Source organism: Azospirillum sp. VT-I1, from assembly GCF_055698305.1.
In genome coordinates this window covers 155,432-171,455 of the sequence record NZ_CP168800.1, presented here as the reverse complement: position 1 = coordinate 171,455, position 16,024 = coordinate 155,432, and the positions used below count along the sequence as shown (strand labels likewise).

The following is a 16,024-nucleotide window of genomic DNA, read 5'->3' as shown; positions in this document are numbered from 1 at the left end:
CGCGCCTGTACCAGGGAACCGCGGCGGCGACATCGGCCGCCCGCAGCGATTCGGCGAAGCGGAACTGGGCGTCACTGTCGCCCAGCTCGGCTTTCATCCGGGTCCAAAGCGTGGGCATGGCAAGCCTGGACATGGCGCTGGCACCTTCGTCAATTGTCCCCCGAGCGTTCACCCCACGAACAGTGCGCGAACCGGCTTTATTCCATTCGCTGCGCAGTTGCGGAACAGCCCCTGCGCCCGAGTCTGTCCCCCCGGCGCCCGGCGTTCAACCTCCCCAGCCGGCGGTCGAGGAATTGTCACGCCGGCGCCTTTGGTTAAGGATGACCATCCATTCGTGCCCTGCTATACCCGTTCGTATAAGGGGAAAGGTGTGGTGATGCAGAGGATTGCCGGCTGGATGCGGATCCGGAAGACGATTTGGTCCGCTGCCGTCCTGGCCGCAGTGCCGGCGCTTGCCGCCTGCTCCTCCGCCCCGCCGCCTCCCCCGCCGCCGACCACGATCCAGCTGACGGTGGTCGGGGCCAAGGCGCTGAATCCCGATCCGAACGGCCGGCCGTCGCCGGTGATGCTGCGGCTCTACCAGCTCGGCCCCAGCGATGCTTTCGCCAACGCCGATTTCTTCCAGGTCATCGACCAGGACAAGGCGACGCTCGGCCCCACCCTGCTCGACCGGCAGGAACTGGCGGTGCCGCCCGACAGCCGCCAGACCGTGACCGTGCAGCCCAAGCCGGACGTCAAGACGCTGGCCGTCGCCGCCGCCTTCCGCGCCTACGAGGAAGCGGGCTGGCGCGCCATGCAGCCGATCCAGCCGAACAAGGCCAACAGCTTCGTCCTGACCGCCGCGGCCAGCACCATCACGCTCGTCCCCGGCGACGGCGCGGCGGACGGCAACGACACGCCGGCCGACAAGCCGGATGCCGAGAAGGTGGATGGTGCCAAGGAGGATGGCGCCAAACCCGATGCCGAGAAGCCGGCCGGCGACAAGCCAGCTGCCGAAAAGCCGGAACCCGCGCCGAAGCCTGCCGCCGACGGACCGCCCGCGGCGACGCACAACCTGATCCTGAAGGGGGCGTCATGAGCGTCCGGCCGCCGCCCGACAAGAACCCGTTCGAAGAGCCGGACGACATCGACGCCACGGTGATGCAGCCGATGGCGTTCCAGCGTCCGGCCGCTCCCGCCGCCACCCCCGCGCCGACCGCGCCGCCACCCTTCTCCGGTGGGTCGGCCGGGCTGGTGCCGCCGGCCTTCGGCCAGAGCGCGCAGCCCTTCTCCGCCCCCTCCGCCTTCTCGCCCGCCGCCTTCACCACGCCGAAGCCGGCCGCCCCGCAAGCCCCGGCACCCGCCCCCGCGATGTCGGCGCCGCTGTCCCCAGGCTTCCGCCCGCTCGACGATGCGGCGCTGACGGCCCTGACGGCGGTCAGCGACAACCCGCTGGTCACCGCCGCCGCCCCCATCCTGGCGATGGTGGTGCGCGTGCGCGACCTGACGCAGCACCGCGACGTGGAGTCCTTACGCGAGCGCGTCATCGCCGAGATGCAGCGGTTCGAGGCGGCGACCGTCCGCGCCGGCCTGTCCGCCACCCAGATCCGCAATGCCGGCTACGCGCTGTGCGCGACGGTGGACGATGTGGTGCTGGCGACCCCCTGGGGCAGCCAGAGCCTTTGGGCGCACAAGAGCCTCGTCTCCACCATCCAGAAGGAGACCTGGGGCGGCGAACGCTTCTTCGACCTGCTCGACCAGATGGCGGAGGTGCCGGACCGCCACCTGATGGAGCTGGAGCTGTTCTACCTCTGCCTGTCGCTGGGGTTCGAGGGCAAGTTCCGGGTCTCGCAGCGCGGCTACAGCGAACTGGCGAAGCTGCGCGACCGGCTCTACCGCGTCATCCGCAAGCAGCGCGGCGAGGCCGAGCGCGACCTGTCGCCCCACTGGCGCGGACAGGCCGACGGCTTCCGGCCGCTGGCGGCGACGGTGCCGCTGTGGCTGCCCGCCGTGATGATCGCGGCGCTGCTGGCGGCCCTCTATGCCTGGTTCGTCTTCGCGCTGGCCGACCAGTCCGACGCCGCCTATCGCCGGCTGGCCGCGGTGATCCCCGACCAGCCGGTTCAGATCGCCCGCATCGCGCCGCCGGTCACCCTTCCCACCCCGCCGCCCCGCCAGACCGTGGCGGAGCGTGTCGCCTTGGCTCTCGCCGCCGACATCAAGGCCGGGCTGGTCGAGGTCAGCGGCGGCACCGACGGCCGCGTGCTGGTCCGCACCCGCCTGAACGTCTTCGCTTCGGGCAGCGACCGGATCGAGCCGCGTTATGTCGAGGTGTTCCGGCGTGTCGCCGAGGCGATGCGCAAGGAGCCGGGCCGCATCTCCGTGATCGGCAACACCGACAACGTCGCCATCCGCTCGCTGCGCTACCCCTCCAACCAGGAATTGTCGGAGGCGCGGGCCTTCCGGGTGCAACAGCTGATGACCGAGATCCTGGCAGGCGACGCCGCCAACCGCCTGAGCGCCGAAGGGCGCGGCGACACCGACCCGATCGCCCCCAACACGACGGCGGAGGGCCGGCAGGCCAACCGGCGCGTCGACATCGTGCTGGCGCCCTGACCGATGCTGAAAACGATCCTGTCCGCCCTGACCTCCCGCTGGTTCCTGACGCTGGTCGCGGCGCTGTGCCTGGGCGCCATCGTCTGGTTCCTGGGGCCGCTCGTCGCCGTGTCGGGCGCCTTCCCGCTGGAGGACGCCACCGTCCGGCTGGCGGTGGTGTTCGGCATCCTGCTGGTCTGGGCGCTGGCGATGCAATGGTCGCTCTACCGCCACCGCAGCGCCAACGACCGCATGGTGCAGGCTCTCGCCAAGGCGACGCCGGCCGCCAAGGGCGATCCCGATTCGGAGGCCGTCGGCCAGGAGACCGACCTGCTGCGCGGCCGCCTGCGTGAAGCGCTGGACCAGCTGCGCAAGGCGCGCTTCGGCGGCACCTGGGGCCAGCGCTATCTCTACCAGCTGCCCTGGTATCTGCTGATCGGCGCGCCGGGGGCCGGCAAGACGACGGCGCTGGCCAATTCCGGCCTGCGCTTCCCGCTTGCCGCCGAAATGGGACGGTCGGCGCTGCGCGACGTCGGCGGCACCCGCAACTGCGACTGGTGGTTCACCGACGAGGCGGTGCTGATCGACACCGCCGGCCGCTACATCACCCAGGACAGCCAGCCGGCCATCGACGGCAAGGTGTGGAAGAACTTCATCGCCCTGCTGAAGCGCCACCGGCCGCGCCAGCCGGTCAACGGCATCCTGCTGGCCGTCAGCCTCGCCGACCTCGCGGTGTGGAGCGAGACCGAGCGCAAGGGCCATGCCGAACAGCTTAAGCTGCGGCTGAAGGAGCTGCGCGGACAGGTCGGGTCGCGCGTGCCGGTCTATGTGCTGCTGACCAAGGCCGACCTGATCGCCGGCTTCGCCGAGTTCTTCGACGACCTCAGCCGGGAGGAGCGCGAACAGGTCTGGGGCGTCACCTTCCCGCTGGATGACGGCAAGAGCGGCGACGACGCCCCGGTCTACCGCTTCGGCGCGGAGTTCGACGCGCTGACCGGGCGCATCGCCCGCCGGGTGCTCGACCGCGTGCATGGCGAATCCGACATCCAGCGCCGCTCGCTCGACACTCTGTTCCCGGCGCAGATCGCAGCACTCAAGCCGGCCATCGCCGACCTGCTGATGGTCATCTTCGAGCCCAACCGCTACGAGGAACGGGCGCTGCTGCGCGGCGTCTACCTGACCAGCGGCACCCAGGACGGCGCGCCGGTCGACCGTCTGTCGGAGATGGTGGCGGGGTCCTTCGGGCTCGACCGCCCCGTGCTGCCGGCGGCCAGCGGCGGGCGCAGCTTCTTCCTGACCCGCACCCTGCGCGAGGTGGTCTTCGCCGAGGCCGGGCTGGTCGGCACCAACTCCGGGCTGGAGCGGCGGCGGCGCCTGCTGCGCGGCGGGGCGATGGTGGCGATGCTGCTGGCCGGGCTGGGGATCGCCGCCTTCTGGGCGAACAGCTTCACCGGCAACGCCGCGCTGGTCGCCGGGGTCGATGCCGCCGCCGCCAAGGCGCAGGCCGAACTGGCGCCGCTCGCCACCGCCCCGCGGTCGCTGGCCAAGGTGGACGACACCGATTTCATCACCATCGTGCCGCCGCTGAACACGCTGCGCGCCATCCCCGCCGGCTGGACCGATCCGGCGCCGCTGGAGATGACCGGCGGCCTCTATCAGGGCGACCGGCTCGGCCGGCACAGCGAGGCCGTCTATGACCGCGCGCTGCGCACCGTCCTGCTGCCGCGCGTCTTCTTGCGGGTGGAGGAGCAGCTGCGCCGCGAGCGCGGCCGGCCCGAGTACCTGTTCCAGGCGCTGAAGGTCTATCTGATGCTGGCCGGCAAGGGGCCGCTCGACAAGGCGCTGGTGTCGGAGTGGATGGCGCTCGACTGGATGGCCTCGCTGCCCGGCCCGGCCTATGACGGCGTGCGGCGCGACCTGCGCGTCCATCTCGATGCCATGCTGGCCGCTCCCCTCTCGTCCATCGAGCCGGACGAAGCGCTGGTGGAGGAGGCGCGGCAGAGCCTGACGCGCTATCCGCTGGCCGAACGCGGCTTCGCCATCCTGCGCGACCGGCCGGAGATCCAGGCGCTGGCCGACTGGCGGCTGGTCGATCATGCCGGGCCGCTGGCCGGCCGGGTGCTGATCCGCCCGTCGGGCAAGCCGCTGTCGGAGGGGGTGCCCGGCCTCTACAGCTATGACGGTTTCCACAAGGCGGTGCTGCCGGCCCTGCCCAAGGTCGCCAAGGCGCTGGTGGACGAGAACTGGGTGCTGGGCCAGCCGAGCAGCGGCCCGCAGGCGGTCGCCAGCGCGCAACGGCTGGAGAAGGGCATCCTCGCCGTCTATCTCGACCGCTATGCCCGCCAGTGGGACGAGCTTCTGGGCGACGTGGTGATCGTGCCGCTGCGCAGCCTGAACCAGGCAGCCGACGTGCTGAACACGCTGTCCGGCCCGCAATCGCCGCTGAAGCTGTGGCTGACCGCCATGGTGCGCGAGACCACGCTGGCGCCCGGCCCGAATGACAAGCCCGCCGACGGCAAGGGTCCGGTCGCCGGTGGTCCGCTGGCCGGGATTGCCCAGCAGGCGCAGGCTGGCGAGAAGGCGGTGGAGTCCACCGGGACCAACGCAGCCTATCTGGCGCGGCTGGCCGGCGTCTCGCTGCAGCCGGACGGCCCGCCGCCGGGCCAGCCGATCAACGACCATTTCAAGGCGCTGCGCGACCTCGTGCAGGGCGAAGGCGGGGCGCCGCCCAAGCTGGACGACTCGCTGAAGCTGCTGGGCGAGCTGTACCAGCAGATCGCCCGCGCGGCCAACGCGCCCGATCAGAACGGCGCCCTGCTGGCCGGGCTGGCCGGCGGTGCTGACAAGGGGGCGGTGGCCGCGCAGCTGCGCAACCTCGCCCGCAACCTGCCCGACCCGGTCGGCGGCATGGTCGCCACCGTGGCGCAGAGTGCGGCGACCGTCAGCGCCGGCGGAGCCCGGACGCAGATCAACAAGGCGTGGCAGTCCACCGTCCTGCCCTTCTGCCGGGCGGCGCTGGACAACCGCTTCCCCATGGTGCCGAACAGCCAGGTGGACGTGACGGCGGCGGATTTCGCCAAGCTGTTCGCGCCGGGCGGCATGATCGACCAGTTCTTCAACACCAACCTCCGCCCCTTCGTCGACATGACGGTCAGCCCCTGGGCGTGGCAGAAGGTAGATCAGGTCGATCTCGGCATTCCGCCCGCGGTGCTGGACCAGTTCGAACGGGCGGCGCGCATCCGCGACAGCCTGTTCCCGGCCGGCGCCGCCACCGCCAAGGTGGTGTTCGAGATCACGCCGGTCGAGCTGGACGCCAAGGCGACCCAGGTGGCGCTGGACATCGACGGCCAGACACTCATCTACCAGCATGGCCCGCCGCGTCCGCAGGTGATGAAATGGCCGGGGGCGGAGGGCACCAGCAGCGTGCGCCTCGGCTTCGGCCCGCCGCTGCCGGGCGAGCCGGCCGGCATCTCGCGCCAGGGCCCCTGGGCATTGTTCCATTTCCTCGCCGACGGCAAGCTGGAGTCCACGCCGCAGCCCGACCGCTTCACCTTCGCGGTGACGGTGGGCACCCGCAAGGCGGTCTTCGCCCTGCGGGCCGACAGCGTGAACAACCCCTTCGGCAAGAACCTGCTGGAGAGTTTCCGATGCCCGACGGCTCTGTAGGCGGCGTGCTTCCCGGCCCCATCGGCCCCTACCGGGTCGAAGGGGTGCTGGGCCAGGGCGCCATGAGCGTGGTCTACCGCGCGACCGACGGGCGGACCGGCCGGCCGGTGGCGCTGAAGCTGCTGCGCGGCGAACTGCTGGCAGCGGCCGAACGCAACGCCGTGCTCGCCCGCTTCGGGCGGGAGGCGGAGATCGGGCTGAAGCTCGACCACCGCAACATCGTGCGGGTGCACGATTACGGCATGCTGGACGCCGCCCATGGCGGCGCGCCCTACCTCGCCATGGAGCTGATCCAGGGCAAGGAGTTGAAGCACTACCTGGAGGCCGACACCCCGCTGTCCACCCAGCAGGGCGGCGCCCTGATGGCGGCGGTGCTGGACGCGCTGGCCTTCGCGCATGCCCGCAACATCATCCACCGCGACATCAAGCCGGCCAACATCGTGGTGGAGGAGGATCTGACGCCGAAGCTGGCCGACTTCGGCATCGCGCAGATTTCCTCCTCCGACCTGACCCAGGCCGGCGACCTGCTGGGCACCCCTGCCTACATGGCGCCGGAGGTGCTGCGCGGGGAAAAGGCCGACGCGCGCAGCGACCTGTTCTCCGCCGGGGTGGTGCTCTATTACCTACTGGCGCAGCGGCGGCCCTTCTCCGGCTCCGTCGCCACGGTGATGCAGCAGATCCTGTTCGTGGAGCCGCCGCCGCCCTCCCACGGCAATCCGGAACTGCCGCCGCCCTTCGACACGGTGATCCTGAAGGCGCTGGCGAAGGCGCCGGCCGACCGCTATGGCAGCGCCGCGGAGTTCGCCGAGGCGCTGCGCCACGCGCTGGCCGTGGCCGGCACCATGGGTGCCGCGATCCCCGCCGCCGAATTGACCTTGTTCAATGCCGAGATTCCGGCCGCCGCCATGCCGGCGCGCGACCGCGACGCCCTGGCCGCGGCGCTGGAAACCGCGTTGCGCGCCATCCCCGGCCAGCCGATCGACGCCCGCAAGCTGACCGAGCTGCTGGACATGTTGGCCGAGTGGCAGGCGGGGTCCGGCGGCGACGCCCAGCGCTGGCAGTCGATCCTGCTCGGCGCCGGGATCGAGCCGCTGACCGAGCTGATCGTCGCGGCCACCCCGGCTCCGCGCGCCGCCCCGGCCAGCCAGCGGCGCGACTGGATGCCGCTGGTCCGGCTGTTCGCCGCGATAAACCGCGCGCTGGCCGGAACGCCGGCCGCCGACCGGGCGAAGATGTCGGCGGCGCGGATCGCCTTCGACCTGTCCGGCCGCTTCTTCCTATATTCCGGCGAGCTGAACCGGGTGCTGATGGACGGCGACAACCCGGACATCCAGATGCTGTCGCTGGACTTCCTGCGGCTGGAGATCCTGCAGCACGCGCTGGAGGAACTGGGGGCCGAGGCGGAGCTGGCGCAGAGCCGCAGCGCCATGCTGATGTTCGCCGTGCAGGTCATCCGCAAGGTGACGCAGATCCTGCGCGCCTGCACCGACGGCAACGACGGTCTGGCACGGTTCGGCGTCGCCATCATCCTCGCCAACATCGAGGAGCTGATCGTCATGGCCCAGCGCCTGTTCGAGACCGGCGGACAGGCGACCGGCGGCCTGCCGCAGGACGCGGTGGCGGAATTCATCGCCGCCGCCGGCCGCTTCGCCACCCTGTCGGTGGAGGAACTGCGCGGCGAGGTCGCGACTGGCGGCGGCACGGCCGAGAGCTTCGGCGCCCGCCTGCGCGGCGTCGGCCAGCTCTATCTGTTCGCCACCCGCCTGACGGCGCCGGATTGCGCGCCGCTGATGCACAGCCTGTCGACCATGCTCTACGGCCTCGTCGCCGGGCTGACCGCCGACCTCGGCAATGCGCCGGTCGGCGACACCGGCGCGCGTACCCGTCTGGTGGCGCTGGCGGAGATGGCGAGCGGGCTGGGCTGGAGCGAGGTGGAGCGGATCGCCGTGACGGCACTGCGCCGCTGGGCTGTCGCCGGTGCGGCGGCCTGACCGGCTAACAACCAACCGGACCAAGTGGGGAGGATCGGCGCATGGATGAGCGGGTTGACGGTGCCGTGGCGAGCCGCCTGGACATGGTCCTGCGCAACGAGCTGTCGGAACTGGAACGGCTGGCCGAAGCAGTGGAAGCGTTCATCGAGCGCAACCAGCTGCCGCCCGACCTCGCCTTCAAGTTCAATCTCTGCTTCGACGAGTTGATCACCAACACCGTCTCCTACGGCTACGACGACGCCGGCCTGCACGAGATCCGGGTGCGGATGGAGACGGACGGCACGGAGCTGCGGGCGGAGGTGGAAGACGACGCCGCCGCCTTCGATCCCTTCGCCGACGCCCCGCCGCCCGACCTGACCAGCGACGTCGACGACCGCCGAGTCGGCGGCCTCGGCGTTTTCCTGGTCAAGAAGACGATGGACCGTGCAAACTACCGGCGCGAGGGCGGCCGCAATCTGGTCCTGCTCGCCAAGAGCTTCGGCTGACCGCAACCTGCGGCGGCGCCTGACTTGCGTCAATTGCCTTGCTGAAATCGGGGTTATGACCTGTGGACTAGCCGTGGCGGCGCCTCTGCGCTCCCTGCCGCCGGGAAAGTCCACAGCAGCCGCAAGGTCAAATCAATTGCCCCGCGAATTTTAAGTGTTTTCACCGGTTGTCTGCCGCTTGTCTTCCATGACAATCCGGCAAAGCAGGGCGTTTCGCTTTGCAACAAACCGACACATGACAAGCTTGGCGGTTTACAGCATTATTATCGACGATCATCGGTCCAAGACGGGCTACCACTGTCCGGCAAGGATCGGGACATGGAAGGCGAACGCTAACGTGTGGAGTCGACGCATCATGACCGGGACGCAGTGCCAAGAGGCACGCCTGCGCCTTGGCTGGTCGACACGGATGCTGGCGAACAAGGCCGGTGTGCCGTGGTACGCCGTGATGAATCTCGATTACGGAACAGGCGAAGTCGATCCGGCCATCGTCGACGCCCTCGCCCGCGCTTTCAAGCAGGCGGGACTCGATCTCCGCTGAGCGTATGGCGCTTGAAGCCCGTGCCCTTTTCCGCTGAAAACTGCCCGATCAGCCCGAAAATCCGCCTCTCCCTGAGGGGAGAGGGGATTCGCTAGCCTGCCCTTCACTTCTTCTTCCCGGCCTTGCCCTTCTCCGCCGGGCGGTCGATGTGCTTGGCCGATTCGGTGTCGGGGGTGATCGGCTTGCCGGTGTCGGAGACCGCCTTCGCCGCCTCCAACGGGTCGGCGATGTCGCGGTCGGGCTCGTTCGTCAGGGCCTTGCCTTCGTTCGCTGTCTGGTCTGCCATCGGACGGCTCCTTGCCATGGGGTCTCCGCACCACAACAGCCCCGCGCGCCCTTTGGTCCCCGTCCCCCGCCCTACTCCCCGATTCCCTTCTGCGCCAGGACCAGGAAGACCTTCTCCTCCAGCTGGTCCGGGGTGAAGGGTTTGGCGATGTAGCCGCTGACCTGGTGGGCCAGCGCCTTCTTCACCGCCTCCAGCGTGGCGAGTGCCGTGACCATCAGGAACGGCAGGTCGCTGCGCGTCTCGCGCACGCGCTTCAGCAGGTCCAGACCGCTCATCCGCGGCATCATCCAGTCGCAGACGATCAGGTCGTAGGCCGACCCGTCGGCCTGGAAGCGCTGCAGGGCGTCCTGGCCGTCGACCGCGGTGTCGACCTGTCCGATGCCCAGTTCGCGGAGGACGGAGGTGACGAAGGCGCGCGGCCCGTCCTCGTCGTCCACCACCAGCACCCGCTGGACGGCAAGGTCGATGAAGGGCACGCCGACCATCGCCAGCGACTGGCGCAGCCAGCCGGCCCGCGCCGCCCGCTCCTTCGGGCCCGGCGCGTTCAACAGCACATGGCGGACGAAGCGCGGCCGGTGGCAGTGGCGGTAGAGGACCCGGGCCACCGCCAGTCGGCTCTTGCCGCTGCAGAAGGCCCCCTCCCCCGCCAGACGGACGATGTCCAGCACGGTGTCGGCCGGCGGGTCGTCCTTCGCCTGGATCAGCGGGGCCAGCACGCGCTGGGTGCGCAGGAAGGCGTTCTGGATGTCGTCGATCTGGCCGGCCAGATACTCGCGCTCCTCCTCCGGGAAGGCGCTGGACTGGACCATGCGCTGGACCTCCGCCAACCCCTTCAGCTTCTCGTTGCGGTCCTTCCAGCAATCCAGCAGCCGGCCGGCGAAGTCGCGGCTGTCGAAGAAGCTCTTCAGGTAATCGGTGACCGCCTTGGCCGCGGTGGGCGACAGCGGCATCTTCTGCAGGACGAACAGGATGCGCAGCTTCTGCATGAAGTTGCGGCCGCGCGTGATCTCCGGAACCGTGTCCTCGTTGACCAGCAGGGCGGTGCGCCGCTGCAGCGCCGCCTCGGTCCGGGCACCGCCGGCATAGTTGCCCTCGCGGTCGCGCAGCCGGGCGGACAGGTCGCTCAGCGCCAGGATCTCGCGCTGCACCGCCTCGATGCCGAACATGTCGCCGGCGCTGGCGATGGTGAAGCAGGCGGGCTTGGCCATCTCGCGGCGGAAGGCGGCGGTCAGCGCCTCGCGCAGGGCCGGCATCGGCACCCGCCGCATCAGCGCGTCCAGCCGGCGGAAGACCGGCGGCGCCTCTTCCGGCATCGGCCGGTCGGCGGCGACCAGCGTCACGATCAGGTCGATCAGCATGACGAAGGACGCATCGCGCGCGCAGGACGCGGTGCCGGCGTCGCTCAGCATGATCTCGCCCAGCAGCCGCTCCAGCGGCCCCAGCGCGTCGGGATGCTCGGTGGTCTCCGCCAGTTCCAGTAGGGACTCGGCCTTCTCGGCAAAGCTGCGGCAGGTGGCGATGTGCTGGGCGATGGCGGCGTCCAGCAGGAAGCGGCCGAGGAAGCCGCCGTTGGACAGCAGCTCCGCCGCCATGCCGGGATAGGCGCCGGGCAGGAAATCGGGTGGCGGATTCTCCTTCAGCCTTTCCCGCGTCAGCCGGGCGATCTCGTTGACCAGCGGGGTCAGCGCGCCCTTCTGGGCGCCCGGCCGGTCCATGGCCCGTTCGGCCTGGGTCAGGATGGCGACGAAGGTGGCGGTGTTGGACAGCGAGGTCTGATGGCGCGGGTGGTGCAGCAGCTCCGTCGCCGTCAGCGCATTCTCGTCGAGGAAGCGGCGGCAGAAGCGGCCGACGCCGTCGCGGCCGGCGGGCGTGTAGAAATCCGCCGGCTCCCGACAGACCGCGGCGGCGGCGCCGTCCGCCTCGTCCGACGCGGCGGGCGGCACCGGGTCGGCGCGGTCGTCGTGGGGGAGACTCCATCGCCGCCCTCACCCCGCCAGCAGGTCGCGCAGGGCCTGGAGCAGCCGCTCCGGCGCCACGGGCTTCATCACGATCTGCCGCCCGGCCTGCGCGGTCAGCCCGGCCGCCGTCTGGCGCGAGGCATAGCCGGTCAGGAACAGGATGGGCAGATGCGGGTTGCGCGTCTCCAGCGCGCGGGCCAACTCCAGCCCGTTCATCCGCGGCATCGACACGTCGCTGACCACCGCGTCGAACAGGCCGCCGGCCTCGTCATAGCGCTCCAGCGCATCCTGCCCGTCCGACGCCTCGACCACCGTACAGCCGGCCTCCTCCAGCACCAGACGCAGGTAGCGGCGCACCGAGTCCTCGTCGTCCGCCAGCAGGATGACGGCCCCCTCGCCCTCCGCGACGGTCAGCGGGTCCAGCCCCAGGGGGGCGGTGGGCGGCTCCACCGCCGGCAGGAACAGGGCGAAGGTGGCGCCGCGCCCCTCCTCCCCTTCCAGTTCCACGGCGCCGCCGGCCTGCTGGGCCGTGCCATAGACCATCCACAGGCCGAGCCCGGTGCCTTTTCCCGGTTCCTTGGTGGTGAAGAAGGGCTCCCAGATGCGGTCGCGGATTCCGGCCGGAACGCCGCCGCCCTGGTCGCTCACGCGGATCGCCACATAGCGGCCGGGCTTCAGTCCGCTGTGGCGGGCGAAGAAGGCGTCGTCCGGCGTCTCCACCGTCACGGCGATGGTCAGGGTGCCACCGTCCGGCATGGCGTCGCGCCCATTCAGGGCGAGGTTCAGAAGCGCCTGGTTCAGCGTGACCGGATTGACCAGCGCATAAGCGTCCCGGGAAGCGCCATAGGTGGCGTCCTCCTCCCCGGCATGGATCGCCACGTCGATTCCGGCGCTCAGCAGCGGCTTCAGGAAGACGCGCAAATCACGCACCAGCGGGGCAATCGCCACAACCTCCCGCTCGTCGGTCACCCGGCGGTGGGAGAAGTCCAGAAGCTGGCCAGTCAGCGCCGCCGCCCGTTCGGATGCCTTGGCGATCTCCTGCACGCAGGTCAGGACGCGGTCGGGATCGCCGGGGTTGCGCTCCGCCAGCCGGGCGAAGCCGCCGATGGCGGTCAGCATGTTGTTGAATTCATGGGCGATGCCGCCGGCCATGCGGCCGACTGCCTCCATCTTTTGGGCGCGCTGAAGCTCGCCCTCCACCCGGCGCCGGTCGGTGATGTCGTTCAGCACGAGCAGGACCGCCGCCGCACCGCCATAGACCGCCGGGCTCGCCCCCACCTCCAGCCGGCGGCACTCGCCGTTCGGGCGCAGGGCGTCGCATTCCAGCCGCCGCCGCTGCTCCCCTCCGCCGCCGCGGCGAATGCCGCCTCCAGCGCGTCGCCATCCTCCAGGAAGCCGGCCAGCGACCGGCCCTCCAGGGCATCGGCGGCCACGCCCAGGATCGCGGCGGCGGCGCCGTTGGCGAATCGGATGGCGCTACGGTCCCAGATGACGATGCCGTAAGGCGCCAGCTCCACCAGCTGGCGGTAGCGCAGCTCGCTTTCCCTGAGGGCGGTGACGCTCTGCTTCAGGCGGGCGGTCTGGCCGGCCAGCTCCTCCTCCCGCGTCTTCAGCTCGGTGATGTCCATCAGGATCTTCACAACGCCGCCGGTGCCGGTCGCATGCTCGCTGATGCGGTACCAGCGCCCGTCGGACAGCCGGCCGTCCACCGGGGCGGAATGCTGGAGATGGCGGGTCAGCCGCTGCTCCACCCAGGCGCCGATGTCGTCCTCCCCCTCATAGCCGCCGCGCTCCGCCGCCGCCCGCAGGATCTCGGCAAAGCTGCGGCCGGGGGTCAGCAGGTCGGCGATGGTGGGATAGGCGCGGCGGTACTGCTCGTTGCAGATCAGCAGCCGCCCGTCGGCACTGAACAGAACGAAACCCTCCGACACGCTGTCGATGGCGTCATGCACCACCGCCTGCATGAAGCGCGCCTCCACCAGCGCCAGGGTTTCGGCAGTCGCGTCGATGCCGCAGCCGCGATAGCCGCGGAAACGCCCTTCGGCGTCGCGCACCGGCACGGCGCTGAGCCGCAGCACGAGGTCGCGGCCGTCCACCCCCTCGAAGCTCACCTCCAGGTCGCGGAAGGGACGGCCGGCCTCGATATCGGCGCGGTATTCGGCCCAGGTCGCCTCGTCATCGACCAGCGATCCCAGGTCGAGCAGCGAATCGCCGAACACGCTGGCGGGATCGCAGCGCAGCAGGGTCTTCAGCCGGCCGGACATGAAGAGATACCGGTGGTCCGCCCCCGTTTCCCAGAACCAGCCGGGAGAGGCGGCGGTGAAGTCGCGGGCGCGGGCCCGCATCGCGGCCAGATCGTCCCGCGCCCGTTCCAGGGCTGCGTCCGACCGCGCCAGCGCCGCGGCACCGGCGGCGGCCCGCCGGGCGCTCCACAGCGCCAGCCCGCCGGCGAGGGTCAGGGCGCCCGCCGCCGGCCAGCCGGCCTGCCCGGACAGCGCCAGCCCGGCCAGGGTGCCGAAGCCGGCCAGCCCGGCGAGAAGGCCGGGAAGCGAGGCATGGCGGGAGAGCCCGGCGACCGGTTCGGCGGCACCCGCAGTGCGGAGCGGGCGGTCGGTGTCTGCAACGTCCACGGTGCCTCCGCCGGTCCGAAGGGTGGGTGCCCGACACAGATATGTCGAACCCCACCGTCATAGTAGGCGAGGCGTTAACAGCTGGTTTCGAGACCAAGCTTTCCCAGGAATGAAGCATCCGGAATCACTTCGGCCCACCTGCGGACTGGCGCGCCGCATCGCACGGCGATTCGAACTTCGACGCGCCAATGCGCGCTTCTTCAAACGGTTGCTTTTCGCACCGGCAGGGCACCTATCCGAATTCGTCCGGCGCGGCGGAGATCCGGACAGCGCCGGCTCACGTATCAGCCGTTTGCCACCGCCAGGAGAGGAGCCGCGATGCCCAAGGCAGACGTCGTCACATGGAGCGATCTTCCGGCCCAGACCGCCGGCGGAGCGGAGCGGCGCGAATTCCTTGGCGTGGGCGCGTCGCTGAAGCATGTGGTCATCAAGGCCGGCACCAGCGCCCCGCGCCACAGCCACGCCCATGAACAGTTCGTCATGGTCGTGGAAGGGCGCGCCCTGCTGACCTGCGAGGCCGGGCCGGTGGACCTGCGTCCGGGCATGGTCATCCGCTTCGATCCCGACGCCTGGCACAGCGCGGATTTCGTCGAGGACACGGTGCTGATCGAGGTGAACCTGCTGCACCCGGCGGGCTGAGGCCGCGGGGCGCCCGCCGTCTCAGACCTCTATTTCGATGCCGTCGTCGTCTTCCGGTTCGCGGCCCAGCAGCAGGTCGGCGGCGTCCAGGGTCAGCGCCTCCACCTCCTCCTGGCGCTCCTCGTCCGGCAGGCGCAGCGCGTGCATCACCTGGGTCGCCAGATGGATCAGCATGGCGCGGACGCAATCGTCCTCCGGATACTCCAGCGCCACCATGTCCTTCAGGAAGGCGCCCAGCTTTTCCGGCGTGTTCCAGGGGTGGGTGATGACGGTCTCGAACCCGCTGGTGCCGAGGAAAACGGCGTTCAGCGCGGTCGCCTGCCGGTTGATGCCGTCCACCGCCTCGTCCTGGTCGAGCTTGCCCTGCAGGACCTGATTGAAGGCGTCGAGGCTGAGGTCGATGAACTGGCGGACCAGCAGCCGAACCACGGATTCGTCCGCCAGATCGTTGCGGGCCTGCGGCTGAGTCAGCACGGGCAGCGGTTGCAGCAGCGCCGCGATGATCGGCTTTGCGGATTGGGATTCCATCGCGGGCACTCCTGTCGGATTCGGCCCCGGCGCTCGCGGGGCAAAAGGTCTGTGGCCCACGATACTGCCAGAGCTTGATGCAAAACGCAAAAAAGGCCGCCTCCCTGCGGAGGCGGCCCTTTCCTCGGCCGGCCGGGCGCGATGCCCGGCCGAGCGGTATCAGCCCACCAGCTCGATGCCGGCGAAGAAGAAGGCGATCTCCTGGGCGGCCGTCTCCGGGGCGTCCGAACCGTGGACCGAGTTCGCCTCGATCGATTCGGCGAACTCCTTGCGGATGGTGCCCTCGGCGGCGTTGGCCGGGTTGGTGGCGCCCATGATCTCGCGGTTGCGGGCGATGGCGTTCTCGCCTTCCAGGACCTGCAGGACCACCGGGCCGGAGATCATGAACGACACCAGGTCGTTGAAGAACGGACGCTCGCGATGGACGCCGTAGAACTGCTCGGCCTGGGCCTTCGACAGCTGGACGCGCTTCTGGGCGACGATGCGCAGACCGCCGTCTTCGAACTTGGCGTTGATCTTGCCGGTCAGGTTGCGGCGGGTGGCATCGGGCTTGATGATCGAGAGGGTCCGTTCGACGGCCATGGTGGTGACTCCTGCAGGTAAGGCTTTTCGCCGATTAAAAAGCATGCAGGCGCCACCGGTTGAACCGGGGCGCCGATGGGCGGCTTTATAGAGGCGCTTTGGCGGCGCGGCAAGGCGTTCGTTGGAGAATGCGGCGGAACCGCC

The 16,024-nt window shown here is 70.3% G+C and carries 13 protein-coding genes; 7 read left to right on the top strand and 6 right to left on the bottom strand.

The window, feature by feature from the left end; genetic code table 11:
- The first annotated feature begins 397 nt into the window (after positions 1-397).
- The 6 genes from tssJ (at position 398) to AB8P05_RS00800 (ending at position 9,257) form a co-directional block, all read left to right on the top strand.
- On the top strand, positions 398-1,078 hold the full coding sequence (gene tssJ / locus AB8P05_RS00825; RefSeq protein WP_472758426.1) for a type VI secretion system lipoprotein TssJ: 681 nt from the start codon (positions 398-400) through the stop codon (positions 1,076-1,078).
- Positions 1,075-2,595 (top strand): type IVB secretion system protein IcmH/DotU, encoded by a 1,521-nt coding sequence (gene icmH, locus AB8P05_RS00820; protein WP_472758425.1) that lies wholly within the window; start codon positions 1,075-1,077, stop codon positions 2,593-2,595. The genes tssJ and icmH overlap by 4 nt, the downstream gene beginning before the upstream one ends.
- A gap of 3 nt (positions 2,596-2,598) precedes the next feature.
- Entirely contained in the window at positions 2,599-6,240 is a 3,642-nt protein-coding gene (tssM, locus tag AB8P05_RS00815) for a type VI secretion system membrane subunit TssM (RefSeq protein WP_472758424.1), read from the top strand.
- A complete protein-coding gene (locus AB8P05_RS00810) occupies positions 6,222-8,231 on the top strand; it encodes a protein kinase domain-containing protein (protein ID WP_472758423.1) in 2,010 nt (669 codons plus the stop codon). Before tssM ends, AB8P05_RS00810 begins: the two co-directional genes overlap by 19 nt.
- 41 nt (positions 8,232-8,272) lie before the next feature.
- Positions 8,273-8,716, top strand: a complete 444-nt coding sequence (locus tag AB8P05_RS00805; RefSeq protein WP_472758422.1) for an ATP-binding protein — start codon at positions 8,273-8,275, stop codon at positions 8,714-8,716.
- A gap of 355 nt (positions 8,717-9,071) precedes the next feature.
- Complete coding sequence (locus AB8P05_RS00800) at positions 9,072-9,257, top strand: hypothetical protein (protein ID WP_472758421.1); 186 nt, start codon at positions 9,072-9,074, stop codon at positions 9,255-9,257.
- A 103-nt stretch (positions 9,258-9,360) separates the two neighbouring features.
- Here the strand turns inward: AB8P05_RS00800 and AB8P05_RS00795 are convergent, their stop codons facing one another.
- From AB8P05_RS00795 to AB8P05_RS00780, 4 genes are all read right to left on the bottom strand, one after another.
- Complete coding sequence (locus tag AB8P05_RS00795) at positions 9,361-9,543, bottom strand: hypothetical protein (RefSeq protein ID WP_455171421.1); 183 nt, start codon at positions 9,541-9,543, stop codon at positions 9,361-9,363.
- Between the two features lie 71 nt (positions 9,544-9,614).
- Positions 9,615-11,486, bottom strand: coding sequence for a response regulator (locus AB8P05_RS00790; protein WP_472758420.1), 1,872 nt, complete (start codon positions 11,484-11,486; stop codon positions 9,615-9,617).
- Positions 11,487-11,528: 42 nt separating this feature from the next.
- The gene (locus AB8P05_RS00785; protein ID WP_472758419.1) at positions 11,529-12,779 is read right to left on the bottom strand and encodes a response regulator; all 1,251 of its coding nucleotides are present in this window, start codon (positions 12,777-12,779) and stop codon (positions 11,529-11,531) included.
- Positions 12,725-14,131 (bottom strand): PAS-domain containing protein, encoded by a 1,407-nt coding sequence (locus AB8P05_RS00780; protein ID WP_472758418.1) that lies wholly within the window; start codon positions 14,129-14,131, stop codon positions 12,725-12,727. Before AB8P05_RS00780 ends, AB8P05_RS00785 begins: the two co-directional genes overlap by 55 nt.
- Before the next feature lie 318 nt (positions 14,132-14,449).
- On the opposite strand from AB8P05_RS00780, the gene AB8P05_RS00775 reads away from it, so the two are divergent.
- On the top strand, positions 14,450-14,770 hold the full coding sequence (locus AB8P05_RS00775) for a cupin domain-containing protein (protein WP_455171418.1): 321 nt from the start codon (positions 14,450-14,452) through the stop codon (positions 14,768-14,770).
- 21 nt (positions 14,771-14,791) lie between these two features.
- Here the strand turns inward: AB8P05_RS00775 and AB8P05_RS00770 are convergent, their stop codons facing one another.
- Positions 14,792-15,298 carry a hypothetical protein gene (locus AB8P05_RS00770; protein WP_455171417.1) on the bottom strand — a complete coding sequence of 169 codons (507 nt, stop codon included), beginning with the start codon at positions 15,296-15,298 and terminating at the stop codon, positions 14,792-14,794.
- Positions 15,299-15,457: 159 nt separating this feature from the next.
- Positions 15,458-15,880 (bottom strand): nucleoside-diphosphate kinase, encoded by a 423-nt coding sequence (gene ndk, locus AB8P05_RS00765; protein WP_014197473.1) that lies wholly within the window; start codon positions 15,878-15,880, stop codon positions 15,458-15,460.
- Positions 15,881-16,024: the final 144 nt, after the last annotated feature.